35 protein-coding genes, 1 tRNA gene and 1 pseudogene are annotated in these 25,668 nt (G+C 35.6%); 8 read left to right on the top strand and 29 right to left on the bottom strand.

Annotation, left to right across the window (positions count from 1 at the left end; genetic code table 11):
- Nucleotides 1-134: 134 nt before the first annotated feature.
- From ACYIAR_RS16385 to ACYIAR_RS16275, 23 genes and pseudogenes are all read right to left on the bottom strand, one after another.
- Entirely contained in the window at nt 135-518 is a 384-nt protein-coding gene (locus ACYIAR_RS16385) for a hypothetical protein (protein WP_480331257.1), read from the bottom strand.
- A gap of 79 nt (nt 519-597) precedes the next feature.
- Nucleotides 598-1,149, bottom strand: a complete 552-nt coding sequence (locus tag ACYIAR_RS16380) for a hypothetical protein (protein WP_480331255.1) — start codon at nt 1,147-1,149, stop codon at nt 598-600.
- A gap of 1 nt (nt 1,150) precedes the next feature.
- Nucleotides 1,151-1,543, bottom strand: coding sequence for a hypothetical protein (locus ACYIAR_RS16375; RefSeq protein WP_480331253.1), 393 nt, complete (start codon nt 1,541-1,543; stop codon nt 1,151-1,153).
- Nucleotides 1,540-1,836, bottom strand: a complete 297-nt coding sequence (locus tag ACYIAR_RS16370; RefSeq protein WP_480331251.1) for a hypothetical protein — start codon at nt 1,834-1,836, stop codon at nt 1,540-1,542. The genes ACYIAR_RS16375 and ACYIAR_RS16370 overlap by 4 nt, the downstream gene beginning before the upstream one ends.
- Nucleotides 1,827-2,150, bottom strand: a complete 324-nt coding sequence (locus ACYIAR_RS16365; RefSeq protein ID WP_480331250.1) for a hypothetical protein — start codon at nt 2,148-2,150, stop codon at nt 1,827-1,829. The genes ACYIAR_RS16370 and ACYIAR_RS16365 overlap by 10 nt, the downstream gene beginning before the upstream one ends.
- Nucleotides 2,147-2,464 carry a DUF6706 family protein gene (locus tag ACYIAR_RS16360; RefSeq protein ID WP_480331248.1) on the bottom strand — a complete coding sequence of 106 codons (318 nt, stop codon included), beginning with the start codon at nt 2,462-2,464 and terminating at the stop codon, nt 2,147-2,149. Before ACYIAR_RS16360 ends, ACYIAR_RS16365 begins: the two co-directional genes overlap by 4 nt.
- Nucleotides 2,461-3,543: a hypothetical protein gene (locus ACYIAR_RS16355; protein ID WP_480331246.1), complete on the bottom strand. Its 1,083-nt coding sequence runs from the start codon at nt 3,541-3,543 to the stop codon at nt 2,461-2,463. The genes ACYIAR_RS16360 and ACYIAR_RS16355 overlap by 4 nt, the downstream gene beginning before the upstream one ends.
- Nucleotides 3,544-3,561: 18 nt before the next feature.
- A pseudogene (locus tag ACYIAR_RS16350) lies at nt 3,562-4,431 on the bottom strand (head fiber protein).
- 3 nt (nt 4,432-4,434) lie between these two features.
- Nucleotides 4,435-5,079, bottom strand: a complete 645-nt coding sequence (locus ACYIAR_RS16345) for a hypothetical protein (protein WP_480331244.1) — start codon at nt 5,077-5,079, stop codon at nt 4,435-4,437.
- A 157-nt stretch (nt 5,080-5,236) separates the two neighbouring features.
- On the bottom strand, nt 5,237-6,214 hold the full coding sequence (locus ACYIAR_RS16340; RefSeq protein WP_480331242.1) for a DUF4062 domain-containing protein: 978 nt from the start codon (nt 6,212-6,214) through the stop codon (nt 5,237-5,239).
- Between the two features lie 2 nt (nt 6,215-6,216).
- Entirely contained in the window at nt 6,217-6,621 is a 405-nt protein-coding gene (locus tag ACYIAR_RS16335; RefSeq protein ID WP_480331240.1) for an antitoxin HicB, read from the bottom strand.
- A 35-nt stretch (nt 6,622-6,656) separates the two neighbouring features.
- Nucleotides 6,657-7,019 carry a helix-turn-helix domain-containing protein gene (locus ACYIAR_RS16330; RefSeq protein WP_480331238.1) on the bottom strand — a complete coding sequence of 121 codons (363 nt, stop codon included), beginning with the start codon at nt 7,017-7,019 and terminating at the stop codon, nt 6,657-6,659.
- Between the two features lie 11 nt (nt 7,020-7,030).
- Nucleotides 7,031-7,330 (bottom strand): type II toxin-antitoxin system HigB family toxin, encoded by a 300-nt coding sequence (locus ACYIAR_RS16325; RefSeq protein ID WP_480331236.1) that lies wholly within the window; start codon nt 7,328-7,330, stop codon nt 7,031-7,033.
- Between the two features lie 106 nt (nt 7,331-7,436).
- Nucleotides 7,437-8,906, bottom strand: a complete 1,470-nt coding sequence (locus ACYIAR_RS16320) for a phage portal protein (protein WP_480331234.1) — start codon at nt 8,904-8,906, stop codon at nt 7,437-7,439.
- A 10-nt stretch (nt 8,907-8,916) separates the two neighbouring features.
- The gene (locus ACYIAR_RS16315; protein WP_480331232.1) at nt 8,917-10,185 is read right to left on the bottom strand and encodes a PBSX family phage terminase large subunit; all 1,269 of its coding nucleotides are present in this window, start codon (nt 10,183-10,185) and stop codon (nt 8,917-8,919) included.
- Complete coding sequence (locus tag ACYIAR_RS16310; protein WP_480331230.1) at nt 10,182-10,697, bottom strand: hypothetical protein; 516 nt, start codon at nt 10,695-10,697, stop codon at nt 10,182-10,184. The genes ACYIAR_RS16315 and ACYIAR_RS16310 overlap by 4 nt, the downstream gene beginning before the upstream one ends.
- 1 nt (nt 10,698) lies before the next feature.
- Nucleotides 10,699-11,439 (bottom strand): ParB N-terminal domain-containing protein, encoded by a 741-nt coding sequence (locus tag ACYIAR_RS16305; protein ID WP_480331228.1) that lies wholly within the window; start codon nt 11,437-11,439, stop codon nt 10,699-10,701.
- Nucleotides 11,440-11,441: 2 nt separating this feature from the next.
- The gene (locus tag ACYIAR_RS16300) at nt 11,442-12,113 is read right to left on the bottom strand and encodes a phosphoadenosine phosphosulfate reductase domain-containing protein (RefSeq protein WP_480331226.1); all 672 of its coding nucleotides are present in this window, start codon (nt 12,111-12,113) and stop codon (nt 11,442-11,444) included.
- 159 nt (nt 12,114-12,272) lie between these two features.
- Nucleotides 12,273-12,674 (bottom strand): ASCH domain-containing protein, encoded by a 402-nt coding sequence (locus tag ACYIAR_RS16295; protein WP_480331224.1) that lies wholly within the window; start codon nt 12,672-12,674, stop codon nt 12,273-12,275.
- 24 nt (nt 12,675-12,698) lie between these two features.
- Nucleotides 12,699-12,771 (bottom strand) — tRNA-Val (locus tag ACYIAR_RS16290).
- A gap of 73 nt (nt 12,772-12,844) precedes the next feature.
- Nucleotides 12,845-13,018, bottom strand: a complete 174-nt coding sequence (locus ACYIAR_RS16285) for a hypothetical protein (RefSeq protein WP_480331222.1) — start codon at nt 13,016-13,018, stop codon at nt 12,845-12,847.
- Complete coding sequence (locus ACYIAR_RS16280) at nt 13,015-13,518, bottom strand: class II glutamine amidotransferase (RefSeq protein ID WP_480331220.1); 504 nt, start codon at nt 13,516-13,518, stop codon at nt 13,015-13,017. The genes ACYIAR_RS16285 and ACYIAR_RS16280 overlap by 4 nt, the downstream gene beginning before the upstream one ends.
- 26 nt (nt 13,519-13,544) lie before the next feature.
- Nucleotides 13,545-14,411 carry an amidoligase family protein gene (locus ACYIAR_RS16275; RefSeq protein ID WP_480331218.1) on the bottom strand — a complete coding sequence of 289 codons (867 nt, stop codon included), beginning with the start codon at nt 14,409-14,411 and terminating at the stop codon, nt 13,545-13,547.
- Nucleotides 14,412-14,601: 190 nt separating this feature from the next.
- Between ACYIAR_RS16275 and ACYIAR_RS16270 the strand changes: the two genes are divergently transcribed.
- The 6 genes from ACYIAR_RS16270 (at nt 14,602) to ACYIAR_RS16245 (ending at nt 19,897) form a co-directional block, all read left to right on the top strand.
- Nucleotides 14,602-14,862, top strand: a complete 261-nt coding sequence (locus ACYIAR_RS16270) for a helix-turn-helix domain-containing protein (RefSeq protein WP_480331216.1) — start codon at nt 14,602-14,604, stop codon at nt 14,860-14,862.
- Between the two features lie 3 nt (nt 14,863-14,865).
- Nucleotides 14,866-15,684 (top strand): AbiJ-NTD4 domain-containing protein, encoded by an 819-nt coding sequence (locus ACYIAR_RS16265; RefSeq protein ID WP_480331214.1) that lies wholly within the window; start codon nt 14,866-14,868, stop codon nt 15,682-15,684.
- A gap of 8 nt (nt 15,685-15,692) precedes the next feature.
- Nucleotides 15,693-16,691, top strand: coding sequence for a putative phage abortive infection protein (locus ACYIAR_RS16260; RefSeq protein ID WP_480331212.1), 999 nt, complete (start codon nt 15,693-15,695; stop codon nt 16,689-16,691).
- Nucleotides 16,692-16,752: 61 nt separating this feature from the next.
- A complete protein-coding gene (locus ACYIAR_RS16255; RefSeq protein ID WP_480331210.1) occupies nt 16,753-17,700 on the top strand; it encodes a hypothetical protein in 948 nt (315 codons plus the stop codon).
- A 740-nt stretch (nt 17,701-18,440) separates the two neighbouring features.
- Entirely contained in the window at nt 18,441-19,688 is a 1,248-nt protein-coding gene (locus ACYIAR_RS16250; RefSeq protein ID WP_480331208.1) for a hypothetical protein, read from the top strand.
- A gap of 14 nt (nt 19,689-19,702) precedes the next feature.
- A complete protein-coding gene (locus tag ACYIAR_RS16245) occupies nt 19,703-19,897 on the top strand; it encodes a hypothetical protein (protein WP_480331206.1) in 195 nt (64 codons plus the stop codon).
- Between the two features lie 106 nt (nt 19,898-20,003).
- Here ACYIAR_RS16245 and ACYIAR_RS16240 read toward each other — a convergent pair whose 3' ends face one another.
- Complete coding sequence (locus tag ACYIAR_RS16240; RefSeq protein WP_480331204.1) at nt 20,004-20,441, bottom strand: hypothetical protein; 438 nt, start codon at nt 20,439-20,441, stop codon at nt 20,004-20,006.
- 93 nt (nt 20,442-20,534) lie between these two features.
- Nucleotides 20,535-21,113 (bottom strand): nucleoside triphosphate pyrophosphohydrolase family protein, encoded by a 579-nt coding sequence (locus ACYIAR_RS16235; protein WP_480331202.1) that lies wholly within the window; start codon nt 21,111-21,113, stop codon nt 20,535-20,537.
- Nucleotides 21,114-21,160: 47 nt separating this feature from the next.
- On the opposite strand from ACYIAR_RS16235, the gene ACYIAR_RS16230 reads away from it, so the two are divergent.
- On the top strand, nt 21,161-21,388 hold the full coding sequence (locus ACYIAR_RS16230; protein WP_480331200.1) for a hypothetical protein: 228 nt from the start codon (nt 21,161-21,163) through the stop codon (nt 21,386-21,388).
- Between the two features lie 120 nt (nt 21,389-21,508).
- Here the strand turns inward: ACYIAR_RS16230 and ACYIAR_RS16225 are convergent, their stop codons facing one another.
- Nucleotides 21,509-22,987 carry a hypothetical protein gene (locus ACYIAR_RS16225; protein WP_480331198.1) on the bottom strand — a complete coding sequence of 493 codons (1,479 nt, stop codon included), beginning with the start codon at nt 22,985-22,987 and terminating at the stop codon, nt 21,509-21,511.
- Between the two features lie 33 nt (nt 22,988-23,020).
- Nucleotides 23,021-23,245 carry a hypothetical protein gene (locus ACYIAR_RS16220; RefSeq protein WP_480331196.1) on the bottom strand — a complete coding sequence of 75 codons (225 nt, stop codon included), beginning with the start codon at nt 23,243-23,245 and terminating at the stop codon, nt 23,021-23,023.
- A 282-nt stretch (nt 23,246-23,527) separates the two neighbouring features.
- On the opposite strand from ACYIAR_RS16220, the gene ACYIAR_RS16215 reads away from it, so the two are divergent.
- Nucleotides 23,528-23,683: a hypothetical protein gene (locus ACYIAR_RS16215; RefSeq protein ID WP_480331195.1), complete on the top strand. Its 156-nt coding sequence runs from the start codon at nt 23,528-23,530 to the stop codon at nt 23,681-23,683.
- A 267-nt stretch (nt 23,684-23,950) separates the two neighbouring features.
- On the opposite strand, the gene ACYIAR_RS16210 is transcribed toward ACYIAR_RS16215, so the two are convergent.
- On the bottom strand, nt 23,951-24,358 hold the full coding sequence (locus ACYIAR_RS16210) for a hypothetical protein (protein WP_480331193.1): 408 nt from the start codon (nt 24,356-24,358) through the stop codon (nt 23,951-23,953).
- Complete coding sequence (locus ACYIAR_RS16205) at nt 24,346-25,665, bottom strand: PcfJ domain-containing protein (protein ID WP_480331191.1); 1,320 nt, start codon at nt 25,663-25,665, stop codon at nt 24,346-24,348. Before ACYIAR_RS16205 ends, ACYIAR_RS16210 begins: the two co-directional genes overlap by 13 nt.
- Nucleotides 25,666-25,668: the final 3 nt, after the last annotated feature.

Genomic DNA, 25,668 nt, shown 5'->3' with positions numbered 1-25,668 from the left:
CCCAGTAACAGTATGGAGCTTATCACGCTGCATTAATACTAAATTCCTGTATGGAATTTCATAAACCACTTCCTTATAAGACAAATGCAGATTATCAATGAACGATGCTATCTGTCCAAGAAATGTATCATTCCCTACAACTTCGGTTTCGCTGCCAGCAGGCTTACGTTCTTCGCCAAGCTGACAGCTTTCAGAAAAACCTTTGAATCAATCATAGAAAAAACCTCATCCAAAGCATTCACATTTTCCTCGTATGTACCTTTGGACAATTCCTCTTGAAGACTATCATCACCAACAATCAGCCATGAAAGAGCCATACTGTAAACTTCACTTTCACCAAGAGATAATAAAACAGCTTTCATGTTATCAGCCTCTTGTACACCTGATAAATGAGATATGGCACCAGCTAACCTATGTATTGTTGGAGGATAAACTGTATAACTCTTACCACCTACAATTACCGTTCTGAAGTCACTGCCTATAATCGATTCTGAAATTATTTTCGCTCCTTGATTCATATTAAAAAACAATTAAGGGGCAAGCTGGCAAGCCTACCCCTACATTAAACCTATAACAATCTCACCTATCGGACAGGCCCTAAACTCCAGCAGTCACCTCTGATGAGTCAAACCAGTATTCTGGTGCAACTTCTGAATTTTGAGGTTCCAGTTCCACAGCACTTACAGGAATACCTACTGCCTTATCAGTTGTAGCCTCACGAGCGCCAATGTCAGCACGTGGAATGACGCAATACTGGTCGTCGTCAGTCAAAGCAACAAGCAATTTCTCAATATTCACCTTACCTCTTGCTCGTTTCCAGCCCTTATCGGTATTAATAACATCACCACCCATAAGGTCTTTCTTAGTTACATAGTCATACTCACCGATAGTAAAATTGACGGTCACATCCCCCATTTCCTTGTCACTTCGGTAAACTTGACCTGTGAGCTGGTTCTTATAATTTGTACGGCTTGCTTCCGCTTCTTCAATCGTCCATGTATCCTGATGGATATTCTTTACTTCTTTCAAGGTTTCACCCTGCAAAAGTGTATGCAAGGCTTGCCCTGTCAAATCTGCGGAAATCTCGCTTGTTTCGCCATACCAAAGCTTCTTGATATTAGCGGCTGTGACTTTCTTTGCTTCTGCCATATTATTTCACATTTAAAACTTCAAATAAAATTCTTGCATTTACATAATGACACTTTAAATCTGTGTCTTCCTCTGTTCCGATTGATTCTATGGAATAATGATATGTGGTACCGTCATAGCGTCCGGTTATACCGTCAAACAATTTTTGAGCCTGTTTCTCTAACTCATTTAGACGGATGGTATTTGCTTCTCCTTTCTTCAAATCCGGAACGCAAAGGTTCACCTCTACGAAAGACTTCTTCCAATAGGTTCCCGGCTGCTGTCTTTTAGAGTGAATGACAATCCTTTCAGACTTCAATTCACCCATTAATTTCTTACCATGGGGAACGATGTCAATACCGAAAGTCTGGCAATCACGATAAAGTATGTTCGCTATATCGGTAGTTACTATCATTTGATTTCCTCCTTCAATCGTTTCTCTGCGTATAGAGCCGCACCAGTTGATACTTCATAGCCTTTAGATTCGACGTGCGAGGCATACTCTGCATCGTTTCTTATCACCAATCCGTCATCCTCAACTGAATACTTATTTGACTTACGGAGTGTTCCGGTCCGGTTCTGATAACTGCCATGCTCTATCGCATAATTGACAGCTTCCTTCCCAACCTTCTCTTCAACAGCTTTTACTTCTGAATAGCCTTGCTGGAAGAATCTATCCACGTCCGAAAAATCAAATTTTACATCCATATCTCTGAGTAACCAAAATAATTCGTATTCTTAACCATGTAAACTTTGCCAGTTCCACGGATATTCTCACCGTCCATACATCTGACTTCATCTCCAGCCTTCAGAGAAATTTTCTTCTCGCAAACTACGTGGTAATTCGGTCGATACACCTCACCGTTCTCCGAAGTAAACTCTTTGGTAGAATTATCATTACAACGGCACCGACATACGTCCTGCCAGCTTTCTCCACCGGTACCAGGAATAGGTCTGCCGAACTCATCTTCTTCCATTGGAGTTGTGACTCTTACTTGTAATGTATGTGGCGCGAATATCATTGACGGAATCTGATTTTAGGTTTATCTGACAGCGTATCTTCAAAACCATACTTCTTGCACAAAAAAGAATAATATTCCTTTACGCCTTTAGTGTCCCAGGACATAGAGAATCCATTCTCACTAATAGAAGTAGCTCTAAGTAATAGAGAGGGGATGAACTTCGCCATAGCCACCGACACGAGACCGATGTTTGACTGGTTCATCTCATCCTCCCCGCTTATCTCTGAAGACAAACTTATCTCCAAAAGGTCAGCCTCCGACAAGTTAATGCCGAAGGTCTGAAACTTCTGTGATATGTAGTCGTTTACTGTCATGCGTTCATTGTTGTCAAATCAAAGTTTACGATCAAGTTCGGGTTTGCAATCTGCGGAATCCATTCGGCTGTGTATTCCAAATATCGACCATTACCATCCTTATAACCGGAGATGAGCATATCACCATCAGCCTGGGTATAGTTACGGCCCGGTACACCGTCAACAGCTTCATAAGGAGTATGGAAACGCATGTAACCAACCTTATCCTGTGGAAGAAGTGTAATACGGTCGTCCGCATAAATCTGTACATTCTTACCGGACTGGTCAAGTACGTAGTCTTCTTTGATTTCGATGGCTGGAAGTCCGATACCAGTAAAAATGGAAGAAGCCAGCTGGGATGTAATCAACCCGGTAGAGAGGTACATCTCGTTGCCCGTAAGCTGCATCTTAAACTTGTCGCCGAACTCGCTTGAGCCGATAATATTTTTCACGAACGTACCTCGTGACATAATCATCTTTGGGAAAGTACCATAAACGGACTTCAACTCACTAAGAGTCTGCTGCAGGTAGGTAATGAAGTTAGCTTTTGCTCCAGCTTCAGGAGTAATGAACTTAAATGGAAGTTCAATATCCAACAAGTCAATACCGCCGGCATTATCGTCTTTGTTTTTCACTTGTGCCATTCCTGTCATAAGCAAAGAACCGACAACGATATCCATACGTTTGTGGGCGGCAAGTAGCACCTGACGATAGTCGTCATAGATGAAATTCACAATGTCCTGCATAGCTGCAACCTGGTCGGCAGTCTTAGCTGCATTGTACTTGTCAACCAAATCCTGAAGTTCTGACAAACGGTCAATAGAAATCTGATAACGGTCACCTAAGTAGGCTATTTCTCCGTATCCAGAACCAATATTACGGCGTTCACGAATTGGTTTCTCACCATAACGGGAGTTGATAGAACCAGCCATTACACCAGTAACCTGACCAATATAATCTTTGAACACACGTGTAGTTGTTCTACGGAAGTCCAAGTACTGTTGCCAATAGATAGTGTCCTTTCTTGTCTGAAGGACGCGCTGGATAACGGCGTTAACGATGTGAGGATCGTTAAACAGTGTATGAATAGTTAGCATCATATATTAGTTCTCCTTTCTTTATTTTGTTGCTATTACACCTGCGTTCCTCAATGATGCAAGAAGTGCATTCAACTGTGTCTGTACATCTTCCTGACCTGTTGCATCATCTACTTTTACACCCAACTTAACACCTCCAAGTGTGGACGCTGTTGCTGCAGACAAAGTGTATTTGTTTGCTTGTGTGGCGATACCGTCCAATTTAGCTTTATCTTATTTGCTCATCAGTCCGTCTTGACTTGAAGATGCCAAAGGATATGATTCTCCTGAATAAACAGTCATTTCCATTTGTGAGGTATCAGCTTCGTTAAACTGGAAGTGTGGCATATTTGCTTTGTCAATATCAGAAAAAGGCATTGCTAGTTTAGTTGGCTCAATTTCAAATGCACGCATCAGGAGTGCAATCAAAACAATGCCTTCTTCAACTTGTGCTCTTTCGTACAGTGCTGAGTTTGCAATTACCTTTGGGGTTGTGCCGTCTACTGCTGTCGCTTCATAAAGCACCGTGCCGACCTCTAAAGTTTCACCAAAGTCGGCTGCCAATGTCAATTTATCGAAAGCCTTATCAGTCTTGTCTATGGCATTAATAGTAGCGCCATGAGAACCATTACCCAAGTGCATACCTATATAAGCCAGTGAATTCTTTTTGACCTTCAGAGTTGTGTTGGAACCAGTTGTAAATTTCTCATAGACTTCCACACGGATAGCCACTTGAGCTGTCTTTTTTACTAAATCAGCCGCAATAGGAGTAAACGATGGAAGATATGTACCCGCTATAAGATTGGTCGTATCCAGTTTGTAAGGGCCTCTGCGTCTTACACCTGTAGAAACGTCATAGTGTTCCTCGATAGACGGTTCAGATTCAATATTATACTTAAATCCTGCTGCCATAAATTACTTGTTTTGTTGTTCGACAATTTGTTTGGTGTCCGCCTCAATCATTTTAGCGAACTCGCTCGCTTCCTGCTCCTGCTTCTGTTCGGCAGTTTCAGGTGCTTTAGCGAACTGGAAACCGCTATTAGACATTTCCTGCTTCATGTCCTTGAAGTAGGTATCCAAGTCCGTGTTCTCAGGAATATTGCGGTCTTTCAGCATAAATTCTGGGATACCGTACTTTTTAGCCACTGCCGAAATCTGAGAATTACGCTGCGCCTGCGCTTTCTCCGCTTCGTATGCAGACAACTTTTCAGAAAGACTCTTGTTGGAATCAATCAAAGCCTGCGCCCATGAAGGAACTTCGTCTTTTTTCTCATCCTTCTTTTCGTCTTTCTTTTCTTCCAGCCCCTTGATTGGCTTTCCGTCTTTAAGGTTATACTTCTTCTCATAGTTTGTAATCGCTGTGATTCGAGCATCCCCGGCACGGAAATCGCCGTATGAAGTCAACACGTCCTGAAATGAGATACCCTCAACGATGGAGTTTACCTGCGTTTCGTCCGTTACACCCTCAGCCCTTTTTGTGGCGATACGGGTAAGAGTAGCAGTGTCCACCCCAGCGAATTTCTGTTGCAGTCCTGCCAAGATTTGTTCAAAGATTGTCATACCGTATGAGTTTGATTAATAATTTCTACGGTAAATTTATGGAGAGATATAAGTAGGAAGAAATTTTAAGGTTAACGATACGAAACAATTAGGGGAATGTTTGTTTTTAGGTAAAAAGAAAGCGTGACTACCTAGATAATCACGCTGAAATTTATATTTACTTCTTTTTAGCTTTCAATTCTATTGCTAAGTTTTTTCCATATTCTGTCAAAATCCAATATGAATAAACATCTTTACTCTTTATTGTATCATTTGTTATCAATTTAAGAGCCATTAATTGTACAAGTATAGAGACAAAATCATCTTCAAAAATAATATAATAATTATTTCTATCCTTACCTAAAAGTTTACATTCTAATTCATCTTTTATCTGTTCATCAGTCGAAGGATTAAAAAGTAAATAAGCTATAGACAAAAATATTTCATTCCAAGAAAATTCTTTATCATACTCATTCCTCATTCTAGGATTATTATCTATTATTTTATAATAATTAATAGTAAATTTATCTTCTCCTTGTTTATATTTTTCCGTTCCTTCTGGTACCTGAGAACTTAATGCTTTAATTTTAGATTTCAATAAATCATTTTCCTTGCGAAGAGAAATAAGTTCTTTATTAGTTTCTGCTGAAGAAATTTCATCTGCTTTTACCCATCCTGTTCGAGGACGTGTTTTTATCAGGGATGTTAAACTTAATACTACCTGAGAAGATAATCCATCAGCATTATCCCAAAACTTACATAATTTCTTTTTAACACAAGATTTAAACTCCTCCAATTTTTCACGTTTTAATTGGTCGTGTTCATATTTAGCAGCATGAAGCGAATCTGGACATTGATGTACAAATGATATTACTGGAACACCTTGTTCAATTGCATATTCAAATTCTTTTTGTGTATAGCTTTTCCCTGATTCTTCTTCAATAGAGCCATATCGTCCTGCAACAATCAATACATAATAATCACACTCTCTAATAAGGCTTTTAATAACCTCCCATTGTGAAGAGTCAGAGGCATTGAAATACTCCATGCCAACAGGAAAACAATTCATCTGTAAAAGAGCCTCCATTACTTTCTTACGTTCTTCCTGCAAATCCTCATATGTAGAACTAACAAAAACCTGATATTTCTTATCCATAATCACAACAAATTTATAGCCGCCAGTTCCTCTGTCAGCGCATTAATACCTTTTTGAATTTTTTCCAACTGCTGTTTGCGTGGTTTGTGTACCCCAGCCGCATAATGCCACAACTGACGTTCATTAATTCCGGTTATCCGGCTCAATGCCGCCTTAGTGAAGATACTGCTGTAATAGTTGATGAAGGTTGCAGCATCTATCTTGAATTTTAATGTAAACTCACCCTGCAATACTTCCACAGGAGTTATGTCCATTTCCTTGCATGACTTCAAATAAAGATCTACAGCTTCTTGCATGTTTTTCTCTATTTCTCTTATATTATTACCGACCGTAATAACTGGAGTATCTTCAATGTAAGCACTGAGATTATTCCCTGCATCTTCAACTATTACTGCAACAGTTCTCATATCAAACGCCAAATATGAAATTGACTTTATTTTAATTACAATCCCAACATAGCTGCCGGTTGAATGTTTAGAATCTGACACAACAACCGTGCAACCTTCAATGTAGGTTCAGAGCGTCCGGAAATATAATCATTCACGCGCGAAGGGCTAATACCTATTTCCTGAGCTAATTGTTTTTGAGTCATTCCTTTTTCTTCAAGGGACAACTCTATAAGCTCAGCAACGGTAGGTTTTTCTATCGGATAATGCTCTTTTTCATAGGCAATCACAATATCAGACATCATAGTCAATTCAACTGCCTTTTTATCATTTACTGGAGTATTGTCATCAACCAATGGCAAAAGTTCCTCTACTCTTTCCAATGCAAACTCATACTGTTCTTTGGTAATCTTACTCATGTCATTTTATTTTAAATGGTTGAACAATCTAATTTGTCATATTCCTTATGAGTACATACTTTACGGATAAAGATGTATCCTATTGTAAATTTCACTACAACGATTAAACGATAATTATTACCTTTAATATTGAATACATAATGCTGATTTCCAACATAATCTGTTGCAGGAAAATCTAATTTGATTTCTGAAAGATTTTGCCATGATGCTTTTTCAGCTATATCATACCATCGTTCAAGAGCTACTTTGGAGTCCTCATAACCTTTGGTCTCGTAAAATTCTTTCAGCTTTTTATGTGATACGATTCTCATTTCATCTCTTCTTTATTGCAAAGATATAAAAAATTCGACAATATAGAATTTTACCCAAGTAAACATTTTATATTATCGAATTTTTATAATATAACTGATATTGAAATTATATACTATTTTGCTCTTTTTTCTGCTTCTCAGCCTGTTCTTCCTTTATAACTTCAATCTCATCCAAAACTGAATCCACATTCCCCACAAAGGTGATGGCACGCTGTTGAGACCAAATCTCCCCATTTTTAGCTTTAATGGCTGTATCTATCTTCTCCTTTATGTCCTCCAGCTTATAGGGCTGCATCTGCACATCCACATCGATGGTATCTGATGCCGCTTCAAGAGTAGCATTTATAGAACCCAAGGCAGAGACGAGGAAATTTACACGCCGCTGCATAAACTCGCCGACAGTTTCATTTAGATTCTCCACATTAAGATGGGTGGACATAAACACATAGTCGAAAGTTACACCAGAAACTGCATTCCCGGTTCCTTTCAAAGAATCAAAAGAAATCCTGGGAGTGTTTGTTAATCCATAAATCTGGCTAAGTAAAGTTTCAACCTCAAACTTTACAGTATCCGGGACTTGACTCCATGTTAAGTATTGCGCATTAGCCCCCTGACCGGTAAGCTCTACTACCCTATTCTTGAACTCTCCAGAAAAATTCTGTACGTCACCGAATAACATAAGGATCGGAAAGAAATGGTAGTCGATACAGTCTGCATAATTGGAAAGGAGTTTCTCCAGCCTCACACGAAGGCTCTTAATCTTTTCGCAATACGCTTCCGGTCTCCACATATAAATTACCGGCATCTTCTTAAATCCGTGAGCAAATGAACCCTTATCTACCCAATTACTTGTAAGCTCCCACTGATAAACCATATCTTTTGTTATGGTCATAAAACATGTAATCTCCACATCATCCAGGTCCTTCTTCTTATACTCCCTAGATAGGGCCACCAAATCACCCTGATCATTAAAGAATGGATAAAGCTTGTCACCTCGGAATGGTGACCAAATGATACTCTTTAGACGATATTCAGGTCTGGAATTACCGAATATCTCAGCAACCTTACGTTTAAGCTTTGCCCAAAATCCATCATCTTTCACAACATACCAGTATTCAGCCACTTCCTGCTCTGCAAGCCATGCCCTGACGACTTTCTTGTTCTGGTATTTCAACTTATTCTTCTTGAAAATCTGCTTTAATGCAGTAAGTAAACCTTCTTCTGACTTGTCCGGTTGACAATCAAGGACAGGTTCTGTTCCAACTGTGAAGGCAGTCTGAATGTTCACGATGTCCTGCTCGACAGGAAGGGCAATTCGATTCGGGTCAACTTCTTTCTTTACTGCAGGTTCAACATATTCTTTCCCGGTACTCGGGTCTGTAATCCGTTTCTCAGGCTGGGTTGTGATTTTAATTTTCGGATATTTCTCCTCATCAATCACAATCTCGTGCTTGTTAGGATTCCAATCGTTGTAAAGGGCGTGAGCGTTTGGTTGCTCGGTCTTACGACCTTTCTTCAAGTAGTAGATTTTTCTTTCTATCTCCGGTATTGCCAAAATTTCTTCCAATGTTCTCATATATTCTATTTTAATGTCCAAATATTCCTGAAACATCTTTCGGTTTCATAATCTTGCCAAGAAGCTCTCCAAGCACATAATAGCGTGCAGCGTCTATACCATGATTATCGTGATCTTCTGGTTCATTGATGTAGTTTCCGTCTTTATCCTTTGCCCAGACATAATTTCTGAACTCTCTCTGCAGATTATAAGAACGCTTGGTAATGTAAATCTCCATACCCTGCATCTTGTCAATGCCGGCATTAACAGAACCTTGTCCTTTCTCTACCGCGTATATTTTAATCCCTCCATTATGAATCTCTTGGATAAGTCTCGGGTCTGCACTATCCGCAATCACTTTCAAATCCCATGGCCGGAGCGTCTTTATAATATCTCCAGATAATAATCCAGTTCTATAATCCACTTCATCCAAATACAGAGCATTATCGATGATGCCGCAGCGAATGGAGGCTGATGGGTCATTGGTGTAACCAAAGTCTTGCCCGATAGCCACCTTCTTGCACCACATTGGGAATTCGTCAACTATACCCCATTTTTTGAATACAGCACCCTCAGCAACATCTGCCCAGCGACCGATAACGACATGAGCGTACTTTTCCGGATTTTTTTCTTTCATCTCCTTGACTTCTTTCAGGAACTCCGGAGACAAATTCTCAACATTGTCGAAGTAAGTCGTATGGATATGAAGTACATTCGGATGAGTAGAAATCTGTACCGGTACGCCATCGATCTCTACTAGTTTATGTGTATTCTCGATATATTTCTTGTAGATAAAATGATTGGAATCACATGGGTTCATGATAATGATAATCCGGTTTTGTATCCCCTTCTTACGGATAGATAGCATAATCTTGTCGAACTCTTCTTCACTAGTCCATTCCTCCGCCTCATCGCAAACAAAAGTAGTAATACCCTGAATGGATTTTAGCTTGGCTGTCTGATTCCCGGATGAAGTCTTTATGCCTCGGAACATGATACGGCTACCGGTCATACGATTCACAATATCCGTCTTAGTTGTCTTGAAATACTTTGTGGTTCCATCCAAATCTATTTTTTCCATCATTTCCGGAATAATGGAAATACCTGCAGACACCATTGTGTAACGGGTATAAAGAATCTGGTGGACAATTTTTTCTGCAGGAGTCATTTCAAATGTCAGACGCTCGATGAAAGTGGAAGCATTGAAAGACTTCCCAGATCCACGACCTCCAGTGATGAGAATAATAAACTTCTCGCTGTCGGTATATAACGGATGATATATTGTCTGAGGTACAATCATTTTAACTTGTCTTTAATCCATGAATCAATGGAAACACCATGATCAATATCTTGAGGTATGTCGACGTTTTCATCCTGACGACGTTCAACCTTTCTCCATTCTTCATCATGATGATACAACCAAACAGACATTGCCTGAAGGTTAGGAGCAAGTTCACTCTCACTCACCTGAAGTTCTTCTTCACCAGTCAAATTACCGTCCTGGTCTTTCAGCTTCCTCACTACAGTACTCTTGGTCTTGATACCACCTAATGCCATTGCTAGAAACTTTGCACGCACAGCAGCTGTGATAGTCGCACGCCCGCGCGCTAATACGTCAGTTATCTCCGAATATTTTGATTTCATCTCATAAAAATATGTCGGATTCAACCCAAGCGCAAAAGCGATTTCCTTGTCCGTGAATCCCTTTTTGGCATATGTTTCCACCTGAGAAAGAAATTCCTTACTTCTGTAATCAAATTTAGGTTTTCTTCCTCCAGGATGTTTCTTGTGTTGAGATTCACTATTATTCATATCATTCAATTCTTTCTACCTGTTCATCAAAAACCTCACCCTTGACAAACTTAGAGTAAGGATCATAACCAAATCTTTCACAGAATGCAGCTTTAGCTTCAAACGTGTCAAAAGAAAGCATTAAATAAGCATCCATATCCTGAGCCTGCTTTTGTGCAGCTTCCTTTACCTGCTGCTTGATTTCCTTCATGTGGGCAATCTTATCAGCTTTTTCCATCTGTTTGGCAGCTCTTTCTGCCTCTTTCTGTTCTGCCACTGGTGCCATCATATCCTCCAAAGCATCCGCTATGGAACTTTCTTCTTCTGTCTGAAGAAGGAAATCACAGCCTATCATATTCAGGTCGGCAGCTGTCAGTCCGGCATCCTGGTAATCAATATCAGGAACTAACCGGGCAAGAGCGTCATAGTCCCATGCTCCCTGAGCGTTTGGATTGTTCATCAGGATGTTTAATTCCTTTTCCTGCTTTTCATCCACATCAATGACATCTACACGGATTCTATAGTCGTTTTCTGGATATTTCTGCAGCTCATCCATGATTGTTAGACGCTGATGGCCGGACACGACAGTAAGGCCGGTTCGCTTGTTGACTACGATTCCACCAACCAGACCGAATTTCTTAATACCCCGCTTCAATGTCTTACGGGATTCCTCAGACAGTTTCCTGGGGTTATAATCTGCGAAGTGAATGGCAGAACGGTTGAGTTCTACCGATTCACCCTTTATGTATTTGCTCAATTCCATTCCTATTGCTTTTGTTTATACTCCCAAAGTATCCTTTCCGCCATTGGGAACACTTTATAAATTCGCTGTAAATCTTGCGGGAAATTATTCTCCATCCATAACATACAGTCCAAATTAAAACCTACACCAGAACTCGCTTTCAATGAATACCTCACTGGTTCAGGCAGTCCGTTCTGTTTCATGTAAGCCAAAATATCCTTTTGAGTGTAGTCTGCCAAAGGATAACATAAACCATTATTCTCATACCCATTTGCCTCATAACCTTTCAGCATCAACCTACGATTCATACCATCGGCTTTCTTCATCCCCAAGAAAGTATAATACAAACCATATTTGAGCTGCATGGCCTTTACTACATCTGCAAGCTTCAAAAGCTTTACTTTAGGATTTGGCACACAATACATGCCACCTCTGAGAATATAGGTAAGGTTCCAATGAGGTACTTGAACAAACTCTATTTTAGGATATTTTGCTTTTACCCAACCAATCCATCTTTCGATATGTTCTAAACCCTTGACAAAATACATGAACACACAAACTATTCTATTAAATTTAGGATAGATCATATCTAATAATACCAAAGAGTCTTTGCCTAAAGACAAAAAGAGTATTGCACTATCAGATTTCTCTCTAATAGCGTCAATACTCTTATATGCCCTTTCTTGCAGCATCATATTATCCAGTGCTCAAACCAAATGCTGCACGAAGATCACGGTAGCGGCCTTCTCTACTAGTCGCTCTACCACCAACTGTACGATACCGGATTCTACTCACACCGGTAACACGATTAATACTTCTTCTTGTTTCGTTGACTCAGCTGAAAATATTAATGGTTAATAATTGGATTTTTCTATAATTTTGCCCAATTTATAAACTATTTGAGCAGCTATATATTTTACACCTTTTTCTTCAAGTTCTATTTCTTTGTCATTTTCATCTGTCAAAATTTGAATTTCTGCAGATTTAACTTCTACAACAATATAAGGGCGTTTACCCTTATATTCACCTGTAAGAAACTTGATTGCGTCATATTTCACAGAAGATAAAGTTACTTCACCTGGTTCGTCTTCTTCTGAAGGCATATCTTCTGAATTCTTATACTCTCTGCCATTCAAGACATAACGTATGTATTTATGAGAGTTAGAAGGTCTGATTTCTCTAAATTCTTGAGTTTTCTTACCTGCAACAATTTCATCAAACCATTTCTGTTTAATACTTAATGTCAATACTTTCATAATCGTGTAATTTATAAATAATAGTTGCGGATGCTGGATTCGAACCAGCGACCTCTACCAAGTCAAAGTAGCGAGCTAACCACTGCTCTAATCCGCGATGGTATCTAAACAAAGATACCTCATTATGAAGACAAATCAGAGTAACAATCAAACACATACGAAACAATTCGCTAATTGTTTGCTAATAGGCTAGGATTATGTTTATTGATAATGCTTTCAACTATTTCTTTACTCATCTTTATACCCTGTTTATAACCTTTTGCATAATCAGTTTTTGTAGATAAATAACTTGTATCATTACCTAACCACTCAATTATTTCTTGTAGTATTTCTTTCTCTTTCATAACCACCTTAAATTAGAGTAATACACACCATCTATCTCAGTATATTTGCCATACAATCTAACTTCACCATTGTTCATCATTGCAAACTTTGAATTGCCACAAATCTGTCTTATATACCAGTCTGCTTGACTGTTACCATAACCGTATTTTACTATAGCCGGGTAAATTTGCCATTTAAAGGCAATTTCACTGTCTGTCATGTCTGCAATAGGTGTGACATTCAAAACGCCGTTATGGGCAAAATAAACACCATTCTCAACAAACGGGTGACAGTTCGCTCTACATATTGAACCATGCGTAGCTAATCTGAAATGAATTATACAGTCCTCGTTGTCACCTACCTCTGACAAGTGCCGCAAAAATGTGCGATAGTCCAAACCTTTGTGAAAATGATTTGTTGAAACAAACCCATAGCCATTGTGGTTTAACTTCTTAATTTTAGAGAAAGTGCTAAGATCTGGCATCTGAACACCTTTAGGTTTATATAAAATACAACACATAATTATATGATTTAATTGTGTGAGGCTCAACGAAGAACCTCAGCACGTGATTTAAAAAATGATTTTTCTTTCGCATTTAAGAAAGGTATTTCATCTATTGATGTAACCTCTGAACTCAATACATTCTTTTGAGACCATGCAACCAATTTAGCACAGAAGTTTACCCAGTTAGAAATCTTTTCAAAGTCAGTAGAACCCTGATGTTGTCTGAACTCAATTGTATTATGTCGTGAATAAGAGCAAGCATTTACCTTGTAGTATCTGTTACCATTCATAATGCTTAGAACATCATGTTTAGTAGCACAGTTATCAAAACTAATACCTTGAAGTGTTCTACACCATTGACTATTGTTTGCTCGTCTAGAATTAGCCATAAACGTATCAATGATTTTTTCTAACATCTGATAATTCTTAAATACATTGATATAAGCTTCATCAGATATGTTTTGAGCACCTATGTGGACATGTAAACCAGTAGATCTGTTAACTTGTGCATTTGCCTCATTTAAAGCCTTGCAACATGTCTGCAGACTTTTCATACCATTTTTACCTGAAAGAACTGGCGAAACGCATTCAATAGGATTTTCACCCCTAATAGAAGAGTCTGAAACAAATTTATAATAGTGATTATTGTCAATATGATTATACCCTTCGTATTGAAAAGGCATGTTGTTTCTCGTTGCACATTCTCTCATTATACTTGCAGCTACCAAACATTCTATTTCAACGCCAAATGTAAATTTATATGTCTCTCTTATAGGCTTAGGCATTTCAGACATCAGCAACTGAACTTCATATTTGCTAATACCTAATTTTACAAATGCAGCCTTTTTAGCAGCGTTAGAACCTTTCATGTTCTTAATCTCTTCTACTTGTTCTCTTAATGTCTTCATAATCGTGTGTGTTTAAGTTATTACTTCTTGTTTGACGATGCAAAGTTAAAGTAAACTTTATCAATTACAATACTTGAGATAAAGTTTTATTTATCAATTAACATTATTTAATAAATCAAACTTTATCAAATAGCATAATATTGATAAAGTTTACATATATTTGCAAAACAACAACATTAAAGAAAACTTTATGAATTTACAACTGAAAGAAATCATGTCAGCAAGAAACGTAACATCCGCTTTGCTTGCTGAAAAGGTCGGCATATCAAAGGTGGCTGTTAGCAATATCGTAACCGGCAAGTCATTCCCATCTCTTGACACGTTAATGAAGATGGCTGACGTTTTGAACGTGACCATATCAGAACTAATTGGAGAGACGGAATTTACAGGAGTAGGATATATTGTATGCCCTCACTGTGGAAAGAAAATAAAAATAGAGAAAGGAGAATAAATAATGGCACTATTTTCAGAAAGATATGGTTATACAAAACCATCAGATATAATTATTAGAGAAAGAATCACACCGGAGATACAAAATGCAATTCAAAATTGCATAGAAGATCTAGTACATCAATCAGAAAATATTTTTTCGTTAATTGAAAAAGAAATATACGTACATTATTTTAATGGGTTAAAATCTGATTATAAATATGGTTTCTCTATAGAATACATAAAATACAAATCAAATGAATGGTATAAAAAGCTTGATATTATTGAATTAATTTTAGAAAACATAAAATCAATATCAGATGAATATACCTGGTATTATAATGTTTATAATGACTTTGTGCAATCATTAAATTATGAATTTAAAAGACTAAATTTTGGATATCACATAATAGAGAATAAAATTACAGAAGTCACCTCAGAAGAGGAGATTATAACTATCGAAAATGCATTAAAAGTAAGTAAAGATAATATAAGGGAACATCTACACAAAGCATTAGATTTATACTCCAAAAGACCTATCGCTGATTATAGAAATTCGATAAAGGAATCCATATCTGCAATTGAAGTCTTTTGTCGTGAAAAAACAGGAGAAAATACTCTAGGTAAGGCCTTAAATAAATTGGAGTCAAATGGCATTGTAATCCACAAACAATTAAAAAGTGCTTTTGATAAATTATATACCTATACTAACCAACAAGACACGGGAATACGGCACGCACTAATGGAGAATGATGGTGATTATATACCACAAGCAGAAGAAGCATTATTCATGCTTGTATCATGTAGTGCTTTTATTAATTACCTTAATAAGAAAAACAAATGATGTTTTAAATGATGGACACTAATATGTTTTCAAATGATTTTAAGAAATACTTTAAATGGTTGTGCGTTCCTTTTATAGTAATTCTATTACTTCCGATATTATTAACAAAACTACCATTTTGTTTTTTCGACTTTAGTGATACAGGCCAAATAGGCGATACCATAGGAGGAATAATGGGACCATTTGTTGCAATAGCTGCTGCTATACTTACTTTCCTTGCTTTTTGGGTACAGTTTAAGGCTAATGAACAATTAAGGAATGATATCTCAGTAGAACGTTTTGAAAGCAAATTTTACAAATTACTTGATATTCATATACAGAATGTTAATAGTATAAAAATTGAAGATAAAAAAGGTAGAGATGCCTTCAAATATCTAACAGATATTTATTTCTATATGTACGATACTATACAGAAAATATACAAAGATTATTCGCATATAGATAGTCCGACTAATGAACAGCGTGAAATGTTAACACGTATGGCATATGGATTCTTCTTTTATGGAGAAAAATTTGTATGCCATAGTTTTACCAGTACGGAAGAAAATTGTCTATATGAGGAAATTAAAAAGAAACTAAGTATTATAAATTCTTATATTTCATACAATTGTATTGATGGTTATAATACATATTTAGGACATTATTATAGAAATTTATTTCAAATTGTAGATTTCGTTGCCAATTACAATAAGAATCTGATTGATGAAAAACAAAAATATGGATATGTCAAAATGGTTAGAGCTCAACTATCTGATTACGAACAAATAATGTTATATTATAATTCAATATCTGATGCTGGTAAAAAATGGAATACCATTAAAGACTCAAAATCAAATTTACCACAAGCAAAGATGGGGTATATTGCAAGATTTAAATTAATAAAAAATATCCCTTTTGATTCTTTAATTGGTTTGTGGCCAAATCTGAAATACAAAGACGAAATGGATGTTTATCAAAGTCTAGGAGAACGTTTTTTTGAACACGACTTTATTAAATGTACATTATAGTACTATCAAATATAAAGCCGGAAGCATAACGCTCCGGCTTAAATATAAGAGAGGATAAAAAATGAAACGTCCAAATTGGGAATTATATAGATCAATGTTACGTATAGAGTTAGGATTTATTATTCTATGCTTGATAGGAACAACTGTATTATTTCTTTTTTTATTTGATAGTACTTTCCCTGTATTTAAATATAGCTTATTATGTACTAATATCATTACACATACCATTTTAATTATATCAACCATAGTGTTAATTGTCGCAATAATAAATTGGAGAAAAAAACTTTTTAATAATATTTCCAACTATTCAAAGATTTTATACAGCTCATTATGCCTAATATCCTCTTTTGTAATATTATCTTCTATTGAATATCTTGTCTACATAAATAATCAGAAAAATTTTTATCTAGAAAAAGACTACATACAGACTTCAATTAATGATAAAATTATTGATATTAAAAGAGAAGTAAAGTATTGCGAGAAATATATAAATGAATATCTTCGCATTTTTGAAGAATTAAAAAATAAGGAATATATAGAGTATAGTAATACTAATGAACTTTATTTTACTGTTATGAACGATGACACCATAGAAATTAAAATATACGGAAAAGCACCTTTACCTGGTACTGGAACAAATGGTATTTATATCAAACCAAGTTTGAATAATGCAGAAAGTATTGGGATATCACTTAATAATGAATCAGGGCATATATCAAATCCAAGAAGTAAAGTTATATTGAAATCAATGCAACAAAACGATAGTATTAGTGGGAACGACTTTCGTTTATTAGTTAATCAAAAAATTAAACGATATCAGAATAGAATCAAAGAATATGAAGTAATATTAAAAGATGAACTAGTTGTCACATTTGGAGATTTCGTAATATATAACATATTCAATCCAAGTATTACTGATAATAAAACACATATTTTAATACGCCTAATATTCTTGTTCCAGACAATCGTTATCACATTTTTTTCAGGATATATATTAAACCCTATATAAAATTCTTGATGGGAAAGGCAAAAAAAGCCCAGAAGTATAACACTCCAGATTTTAATATTATCCTCTATCTATTCGTTTACTATATGTACTAGTTTTTAATTGTTCGCTGGCAAAGAAATTGCAGTTTTAATGGTGAAATACATCACAGGAAAATAACCGGGAGATAACTCAAATGTTATTTATTCAATAATGATAATAAGATTTTGATTTTTTGTGAAAGTAAAAAATATAAGTATGAAATATATATAGATGAAGTTGTGAATACAAGTGCTGATATTTTAATAAAAGATCAACATGTTTTTGTCTTAGCGGTAGTTATGTTTAATGAGCATCAAGAAAAAGTTATGCTTCAGAAAATGAACGAATAATTTAATACAGGTGACTATATATGACAATACCCTAAATTTTGCCACAGCAAACCTTTCCTGCCTCTGATATGATTACATCGCGGAGTTTGAAGTATAACACGTTTTAGGGTGTAGCTTATGTAGATATGGGTAACTGTTGGAAGTTGCAAAGTAAGTGGCTAATGGCAAGACTGTAAATAAATCCTTTGTAGATCTATGAACTAACCTACAAAAACATTTATCATCTATTTGTATTCATTGAGAATACGAAAGCATTGCATTAAACCTGATAAAAAGAATAAAAAACGATATTTTCGATGAAAAGTAAGCCTTTAATTCATAAACATCAATCTTTTTTCTATATTTGTAACCATTCAAAAAGTAAACAAGAAAATGACAGCAATCGTTGGGGTATTAAATAAACATGCAGTAGCAATTGCTGCTGATAGTGCTGTAACTATGGGTAATACTCATAAGGTGATAAATAGCGCAAATAAGATATTTACGCTGTCTAAGTACCATCCAGTAGCAGTGATGACATATAATAACGCTGCTTTTATGGGAGTGCCATGGGATATTATCATAAAGGAATATCGCAAACAATTAAAAGACAAAAGTTTTCCTAGCTTGAAAGATTATGTTAATAATTTTATCGAATATTTGCATATACGTAAATTCTTTTGTGATGAACGAACACAACAAAAGTTTATGATTTATCTATTGGACTCATTCTTAAATATTTGTCGCAACGAAATATCAAAAGATAAAAATATTAACAAAAATGAGATTACCAAAGATTTAATGGAAGAAAAACTGAGTAGTTGTTTGAACACCAATCTTAAATCAGATAAATGTCCTGAGTTTGAATCATATTCTTATAATGATTTTAAGAATTATGCTTCTTCATCAATAAATGATTATGCTAATAGTGTCATTGATGTTAGCAATAAAGAACTTCTAATGGAATCATTTTTCTATTACATGGCAGCTAAATTTTCCCAACCATTTTATACGGGTTTAGTGTTTGTAGGTTATGGTGAAAATGAAATATACCCCTCTTTATATCCAATCAATGTTTCTTTGGGTATGGATAACCATTTGAAATACTATTGGGATGATAGTAATATTGCACAAATTACAGAACACGGTCCTGGAGCAATAATAATCCCATTTGCTCAGATAGATGTTACGCAAACAATAATACGAGGCATAAATCCTACTTTCCAAGATATTATTTATAATGTAATTGATAAATCTATAACTTCTTTTTCTAGTGCTATTACAAAAATACTTGATACTAATCCATCTACGGCAATTATGTCGGATGCAGTTAAAGGGCTGGATTTGAAATCTATAATTAGAGATATTACATCTCAAATAAATAGAGAAATGCGTGAGACATACACCAATCCATTGTTAAATACCGTGGTATCTTTAGATAAAGAAGATATGGCGAATATGGCAGAAAGTTTCATTTCTCTTACATCGCTTGTTCGAAGAATGCAGCCTGGGGAAGAAACAGTGGGTGGCCCTGTTGATGTAGCAGTTATATCTAAAGGTGATGGCTTTGTGTGGATAAATCGCAAACACTATTTTAAGCCAGAATTAAATGCTTCATTTTTTAGTAACTATTTTAAGTGAGAAAGGATCTTATTATGTATAATACAATGATTAGTAGTTTGTTCTCTCAAACGAAAATGGAAGGGACTCTATTAACAAAAGAGCAAGTTGATGAAATTTCCACTCGTATATCAGAAAAGGTATCAGAGAGTGTTACGAAGCAATTAGAAAAGGCTATATCTGCAGCATCATCTGATAAAATAAATCAAGAGAAGAAGGATGATAAATAACAACATATTCATTTTATAACATTGTCAAAAGAGGATGTGATAAAAATTGATATGAACCCCAAAAGTTTTGTGTCCTTTTGGGGTTCATATCATATTTCCATTCTTTTTACTTTATCACACCTTTCACCCTCAACCTTTCTAAAACCTGAGAATAAATATACTCAATATCCTGACGGAAATCCTTATACTGCTGGTAGATAAAGGAAACATCAGTAATATTATTAGATATTACACACGGTGATACATCCGGAAATACACTAGCTATCTCTGACCGGATACCATTTGGTAGACGACCACCAGCTAATACGCTTGGTGCAAAAAGGAATAATATGATAAAAAGGAATTTTTTCCGCTGAGTAACGCTCTCCAAATTAGGGGGACAAGCTTGTTCCGACAGTATTTCCTTGAACCAAGTGTACACTTCCGCTATAAGAGAATAGTCTTTTAACATTGGGGAAGCAAGTTCCTGTTCTCGTTCTGATAACCTTGATTTCTGTTCACGGATGGCTTTCAATTCCATTATAGAAGAAAATTCTTTCACCATAACACGATTATTTTAAAATTATATGTACATTTGTGAACATAGTCGTGTGGAGGGGAATTGGCTTTATCGTATGGGCTGGTTCCCTTTCTTTATTTAATATTTCTTTCCATAATGTTTGTATGGACGGAGTTCATTGTACTTCATTTTTTGTTCGATGTGCCAGAGGATATTTATATTGTTCCTTTTGCAGAATGAAAATATCCATCCCAAAGAATAATTTAAATGTCTTTCCAGCCAATCCTTAGAGCTTTTATCTGGGTTGGAAATAAAGGAACAAAACAAATAGCAAAATTCAGTGAATGTTACTTTGCCTAAGTAAATTAGACTGTCTATATAAGATAAATTGCAGTTACGAAGTCCTGCTAAATCAAAAATACGTATGCAAGCATCGGCAAGTTCATCTTCTATCGTATCTTTTATGTATCTGTCGAACATAACAACAAAAGTTCTGTCATAATCATAACCAGAAAGTCTTTGAGCTGTTACTACAAATTCAAATTCTCTGTAAAATTTATCTTTCTCTGCCCGTTGTCCTTTCCTATCCGCTTCCACAGCTTCCATCAGTTCAGATATCACCAGGCAAAGAAAATGTTCATTACTCAGGTCTTCTCCGTGCCAGCCGTGGAGTACTGCGCACTGGTAGGCTTTATCTCTTAATTCGTTTAAGCTCATATTGTTATTGAATTAACATTGTGTACTTTTGTCAGAAAAGGTATTTTATGAAAAAACATAATGACTCTAACACATTGTTTAGTGAATATTCAAATATGCCATCTGATTTCACTAAAATAATGGATGAAAAAGATACACGTAAGTTTATACGGGAGCAATATCAAATGCTGAAACTTCAACGAAAAGAATATAAGAAAAACACATGGCTTCTTATTTTTAGCATCATAATAGCTTTAGCATCGCTTATTGTATCAATTATTACACTCTATAAATAATAATACCCGATAACTTCCACAAAAGCAGTTACCGGGTATCTACAAAGCAATGACAAAGGATGTCAGTAAGTTTTCAACATATTATTTTTTAGATTATGTACTTGTAAGCTACTGTTCAAATCATATTAAAGCCTTCTCATTTAGAAATATAACAATATCATTAATATAAGAATACATCTTTGGAACTAATGGGTTATTGTCAACATCAAAATATTTCATATTCAAATCAATCACCTCATTATCACTTAAACCCAAATCAAATGAATATCCACTTACCCAATCTAAAATTCCCATATATTGTTCAACCAAATAGGAAACATTAATTCTATTTTCGTTTAAATCCAAGAATATATCTTTAGCAAATTTTCTAATTAATAGCCAATATTTCTCTACCATAAGTATCATTTCAGCTTTAATGCCATACTTATGAATTATTGTAGTAAAATCTATATCAAAGCATCTCAATAATGCCAGAAAATATACGAAGACAGAATCTGTTTTAATATACAGTTTATTAAGTGGAGGCTCTAAATAAAATTCAGTTCTTTTAATCAATGACTTAGCCCTAATAATTCTTTCCTTTATAATTCGTATATTTCTTTCTGTAGAATTAGCTTTATCCATTGAACCGATGATTTGTTCTGCCAAATAATTACACACTTTTTTATACTCCTGTAATTCATTATCAAGCAATTTGTTAACTATATAATCCTTTAAGTCATCTTGTAATGAATACTTAAAAGCTTTACTATTCGAGAACTTACTTATATATCCAACAAAATCAGTTTTCTCACCATATACATGATGATATATATTTCTTATGTTATCAATGTCGCAAACTGAGATTATCTTATCCAAACAGAATTTATTATCATCTCCAGTTAAGTCTGCTCTCAAAGTCGAAACATTATATCTATCAAAATGGGCTGAGAATACATTTAAAATCCTAAAAATATGAGCTGGATCAATTCTATCCAAGTCCTCAATAATTAAAACAACTTTCTTTTTGAGGTAATTTTGTTTATAGTTTTTGATAATGTCACATATTAGTTGAGATATAGCATCAAATTCATAAATTGACCCTTTTAGCTTAGTAAAATGATCTATATAATCATCCGTAGATTCTTGCTGTGTTTTCGTAATATCTTGTTTCCATTTATTATATTTTTTCTTTATGCCTTTTACTTTTTTGATTACATCACCAATATTTATATCGACTCCATATAAATTTACATTAGGAATTAACTCCAAAATATCAGCGATAGTGTCAGCTTTATTATTTATAAAATAAAAATAACACAAAAAGAAAGGATTAAAATCAATTGTTTCAATATCAACTAAACCATTCGACAATAATCTAATTAATATATCTCTTTTAATCAATTCAAATATATCTTTATTATCCATTACCTGATAATTAACTGGATAAATAGGAATAAATAAGTATTCATCAGAATATTTTTTCATAAACTGATTGATAAAATAACTTTTCCCATTTCCAAATTTCGCAGAAAATATACATCTACTATTAACATCCAAATATTGTTTAAAATCATTTAGATGCAAGTCAATCGGAATCATTTCATCATCTTTTTCCATAATAATAAATTTGGGGCCAAAAATAGTCATTAATCATGTAATTTCTAAATTATTATATTCCCAAAATACCAATTCACCTTCCACTCCTTCAATCAGTTTGTCAAACATCACGGCATCCTTCAGCACCCAGTTCCAACACCCTTTCTCCGCCCAGACTGACGGATGATTCTGTACGCAGTCGGCAATAACTACACTGCCAATTATGGCGCCAAAAAGTAAATCTTTGTAAAATGTACTTCTAAGATTGGACGGGGTCATTTGAAGTTTTAATCCTTGCTCTTTATTTAACATCCATCCATTTCCTTTGACTTTACTGGCATGTATCAATACCCTTTGATTAATACACTTTTGAGGATACTTCCATGCCCTGTTCTCGACATCTTTGATATCGTGAGCGATTAGACTCGCCCATGGTTGTTTGATTGAAATTGTTTAAAATATAGTTTATATTTGTACTTGGTAACTAATGGAATGTTTTAACATTAATGGTTCAAATCCTTGTTACTTTAAACTATTGTCTAACTTTTAAATATTTTTAGTATGAAAGATAAACTGACAGATTTTTGTCGGCTTATTTCAGAACGAATATCAAAGTTTTTCAGAAAATCTCAGAATAAAAAGCCGACAATAGTTAAAAACAAAATAGGCTTTAAGCTCAATTTAGGGCTTTTCCAACTTGAGCTGAGTAAAAAATAGAGTAGTTTAACTGGAAAAAATACCATTTTTGTGGAGATACAGGTTCAAGCCCTACTCTCCATTCTTTTTATTTGTTATGCCCTGAACCTTTATGTGGATTACTGAAATATTCTATTTTCTTTAGACATAATTAATCCTCTAAGTTAGGTATTAAATATTTGATGTACACCCATTTAGCACAATCATATTTTAGAGTACATAATTGGCATTCATAATTATCTCTAATAGCTTGTATAGCTGCTTTTTCAATATCTTCATTTGTCATAATCATTCAAATTTCAATTCAAGTTGTCCACACGGTTCTTTATAACCGGAATTCGCAAGCATGAATGCTTTCCTTAATGCTTCAGCAATCTTATCACGCATAGCTTTAGATACATGATTTTTATCCGCTTCGCTATTAATGAATAGGCATCTTTCAAGACTTCCGTTTATTGGTTTCTCATCAAGGAACAGATTATACTCAGTAAATATCCGGTTCTGCAGTTTTCCTTCCTTTTCTTCTTCCTCCGTCTGATACCTTTCAATAACTGTTTCCTGCATTGTCCTAAGACATCTTTGTCCCCGGTCGCTTCTACAGCCCAATTTATCGTTCTCAAACATTATGGATAGAGCCCGTTTTTTACGAACATTCCCAAGCCTTGCCCATCCGTAATATACTTTCAGCTTTTCCATACACACCTCCGTATAACATTCATATTCCTATTAACCAACTCCACAATCCTGTTATGATACTCACTGTTCTTATTGAATGCGGCTCGTGACTGGACCACGGAGAATGTTTTAAGACTGACTTCTATTGTTTCCTTTCTTATTCCGTCAACCTTTGCAGAAAGGATAAGACTGTCTTTCTTTTTGTAATATTCGTTCTCGAAAACGCAATGGTGCATTGTGTTGCCTTCGTCGATGAACTCCTGGACACTCTTAAGCACTTCTATTGACAGCTCACCATCAGTAATGACAATACCGAAGAATTTCTGCTTGTCCTCGATATATTTCTTGTTGTCTTTTGCCGCCTGAAGCGTTTGTTGCTCTTTCTCCTTTTTCCTCCGGAGTTTCGACGATGCGGCAACGGCAATGTCATGCGCTTTATAAATATCCATCGGACATATATATTTTGGATTCCTGATGTCTTTACCGACTTCTTGAAGAGAGGAGAGCATATCGAAATATATAGAAGCATCGGTTATTATATACTTGTTACGGTGGCAAATATTCAACTGCGGCATATATTCCAGTTCGCTTCTGTTGTTTCTGACCATCCAAAGGAACACATCAAACTGGGATTGCTTGACGGCTGTTTCTGCATGGTTGGAAGTAAGCAGCATCTTCATGCAGTCTGCCATAGACACGTAAGGAAGTTTCTCGATAGATTTACACCATCCGTATTTCCGGAGTTTCTTTGTTATATTGAACCTTGGGAAAAATTCATTACCTCTTATGTCAAACACATCATCAAAAGCATAGTATCCGTTCGCTGATGAGTTATGTTGTCTGACCTTGAATTCAGAATCATATTTCCAGCTAAAATGATACGGACTGCGTGAATAGGCTTTGCCTAATATCACTTCCTTGCCTTCAGGAGAAATCCAGTTCTGGTAAACTTCATGAACCATATAGTCTGTATAAACATACTTCCTGTTGGTTCTGACTACATCGAATGTTCTTATTACCTGCCATCCTTTGTATGTTTGGACAATGCTGTAGTATTTGCTTTCAGAATTGAATGTCTTTTTGCGCTCATATGCCAGTTTCAGATTCTCGCCACAGGAACATTGGTAACCTGTCTCAATATCAATTTCAAGAGAACCGGGCAACTGCCTTTCAATATGTCCGCAACACTGGCACCATACTTCACCGTTCTTCTTATAGAAGCCTTCTTTTGGGAAAATCTGCCGGGCATACTGTAGTTGCTCAATCGTAAGCGGTTTGAGGTGCTTGCACATTTTCAGCACTTCATTGCTGATATTTATCTTTTTCATAAC

Source organism: Parabacteroides sp. KHUB-01 (assembly GCF_056640935.1).
This window is presented reverse-complemented; position numbering and strand designations above follow the sequence as displayed.

Bases quoted from the DNA above. Each gene is read 5' to 3' on its own strand.
- ACYIAR_RS16245 (WP_480331206.1), top strand. From the start codon at position 19,703: ATGTATAATACAATGATTAGTAGTTTGTTCTCTCAAACGAAAATGGAA.
- ACYIAR_RS16380 (WP_480331255.1), bottom strand. From the start codon at position 1,149: ATGGCAGAAGCAAAGAAAGTCACAGCCGCTAATATCAAGAAGCTTTGG.
- ACYIAR_RS16365 (WP_480331250.1), bottom strand. From the start codon at position 2,150: ATGATATTCGCGCCACATACATTACAAGTAAGAGTCACAACTCCAATG.
- ACYIAR_RS16225 (WP_480331198.1), bottom strand. From the start codon at position 22,987: ATGGAAAAAGATGATGAAATGATTCCGATTGACTTGCATCTAAATGAT.
- ACYIAR_RS16355 (WP_480331246.1), bottom strand. From the start codon at position 3,543: ATGATGCTAACTATTCATACACTGTTTAACGATCCTCACATCGTTAAC.
- ACYIAR_RS16210 (WP_480331193.1), bottom strand. From the start codon at position 24,358: ATGGAAAAGCTGAAAGTATATTACGGATGGGCAAGGCTTGGGAATGTT.
- ACYIAR_RS16220 (WP_480331196.1), bottom strand. From the start codon at position 23,245: ATGACCCCGTCCAATCTTAGAAGTACATTTTACAAAGATTTACTTTTT.
- ACYIAR_RS16325 (WP_480331236.1), bottom strand. From the start codon at position 7,330: ATGAGAATCGTATCACATAAAAAGCTGAAAGAATTTTACGAGACCAAA.
- ACYIAR_RS16260 (WP_480331212.1), top strand. From the start codon at position 15,693: ATGATGGACACTAATATGTTTTCAAATGATTTTAAGAAATACTTTAAA.
- ACYIAR_RS16235 (WP_480331202.1), bottom strand. From the start codon at position 21,113: ATGAGCTTAAACGAATTAAGAGATAAAGCCTACCAGTGCGCAGTACTC.
- ACYIAR_RS16315 (WP_480331232.1), bottom strand. From the start codon at position 10,185: ATGATTGTACCTCAGACAATATATCATCCGTTATATACCGACAGCGAG.
- ACYIAR_RS16375 (WP_480331253.1), bottom strand. From the start codon at position 1,543: ATGATAGTAACTACCGATATAGCGAACATACTTTATCGTGATTGCCAG.
- ACYIAR_RS16255 (WP_480331210.1), top strand. From the start codon at position 16,753: ATGAAACGTCCAAATTGGGAATTATATAGATCAATGTTACGTATAGAG.
- ACYIAR_RS16265 (WP_480331214.1), top strand. From the start codon at position 14,866: ATGGCACTATTTTCAGAAAGATATGGTTATACAAAACCATCAGATATA.
- ACYIAR_RS16295 (WP_480331224.1), bottom strand. From the start codon at position 12,674: ATGAAAGTATTGACATTAAGTATTAAACAGAAATGGTTTGATGAAATT.
- ACYIAR_RS16330 (WP_480331238.1), bottom strand. From the start codon at position 7,019: ATGAGTAAGATTACCAAAGAACAGTATGAGTTTGCATTGGAAAGAGTA.
- ACYIAR_RS16370 (WP_480331251.1), bottom strand. From the start codon at position 1,836: ATGGATGTAAAATTTGATTTTTCGGACGTGGATAGATTCTTCCAGCAA.
- ACYIAR_RS16215 (WP_480331195.1), top strand. From the start codon at position 23,528: ATGAAAGATAAACTGACAGATTTTTGTCGGCTTATTTCAGAACGAATA.
- ACYIAR_RS16285 (WP_480331222.1), bottom strand. From the start codon at position 13,018: ATGAAAGAGAAAGAAATACTACAAGAAATAATTGAGTGGTTAGGTAAT.
- ACYIAR_RS16240 (WP_480331204.1), bottom strand. From the start codon at position 20,441: ATGGTGAAAGAATTTTCTTCTATAATGGAATTGAAAGCCATCCGTGAA.
- ACYIAR_RS16300 (WP_480331226.1), bottom strand. From the start codon at position 12,113: ATGATGCTGCAAGAAAGGGCATATAAGAGTATTGACGCTATTAGAGAG.
- ACYIAR_RS16270 (WP_480331216.1), top strand. From the start codon at position 14,602: ATGAATTTACAACTGAAAGAAATCATGTCAGCAAGAAACGTAACATCC.
- ACYIAR_RS16250 (WP_480331208.1), top strand. From the start codon at position 18,441: ATGACAGCAATCGTTGGGGTATTAAATAAACATGCAGTAGCAATTGCT.
- ACYIAR_RS16305 (WP_480331228.1), bottom strand. From the start codon at position 11,439: ATGGAATTGAGCAAATACATAAAGGGTGAATCGGTAGAACTCAACCGT.
- ACYIAR_RS16310 (WP_480331230.1), bottom strand. From the start codon at position 10,697: ATGAATAATAGTGAATCTCAACACAAGAAACATCCTGGAGGAAGAAAA.
- ACYIAR_RS16320 (WP_480331234.1), bottom strand. From the start codon at position 8,906: ATGAGAACATTGGAAGAAATTTTGGCAATACCGGAGATAGAAAGAAAA.
- ACYIAR_RS16205 (WP_480331191.1), bottom strand. From the start codon at position 25,665: ATGAAAAAGATAAATATCAGCAATGAAGTGCTGAAAATGTGCAAGCAC.
- ACYIAR_RS16345 (WP_480331244.1), bottom strand. From the start codon at position 5,079: ATGACAATCTTTGAACAAATCTTGGCAGGACTGCAACAGAAATTCGCT.
- ACYIAR_RS16360 (WP_480331248.1), bottom strand. From the start codon at position 2,464: ATGACAGTAAACGACTACATATCACAGAAGTTTCAGACCTTCGGCATT.
- ACYIAR_RS16385 (WP_480331257.1), bottom strand. From the start codon at position 518: ATGAATCAAGGAGCGAAAATAATTTCAGAATCGATTATAGGCAGTGAC.
- ACYIAR_RS16275 (WP_480331218.1), bottom strand. From the start codon at position 14,411: ATGAAGACATTAAGAGAACAAGTAGAAGAGATTAAGAACATGAAAGGT.
- ACYIAR_RS16335 (WP_480331240.1), bottom strand. From the start codon at position 6,621: ATGAGAACTGTTGCAGTAATAGTTGAAGATGCAGGGAATAATCTCAGT.
- ACYIAR_RS16340 (WP_480331242.1), bottom strand. From the start codon at position 6,214: ATGGATAAGAAATATCAGGTTTTTGTTAGTTCTACATATGAGGATTTG.
- ACYIAR_RS16280 (WP_480331220.1), bottom strand. From the start codon at position 13,518: ATGTGTTGTATTTTATATAAACCTAAAGGTGTTCAGATGCCAGATCTT.
- ACYIAR_RS16230 (WP_480331200.1), top strand. From the start codon at position 21,161: ATGAAAAAACATAATGACTCTAACACATTGTTTAGTGAATATTCAAAT.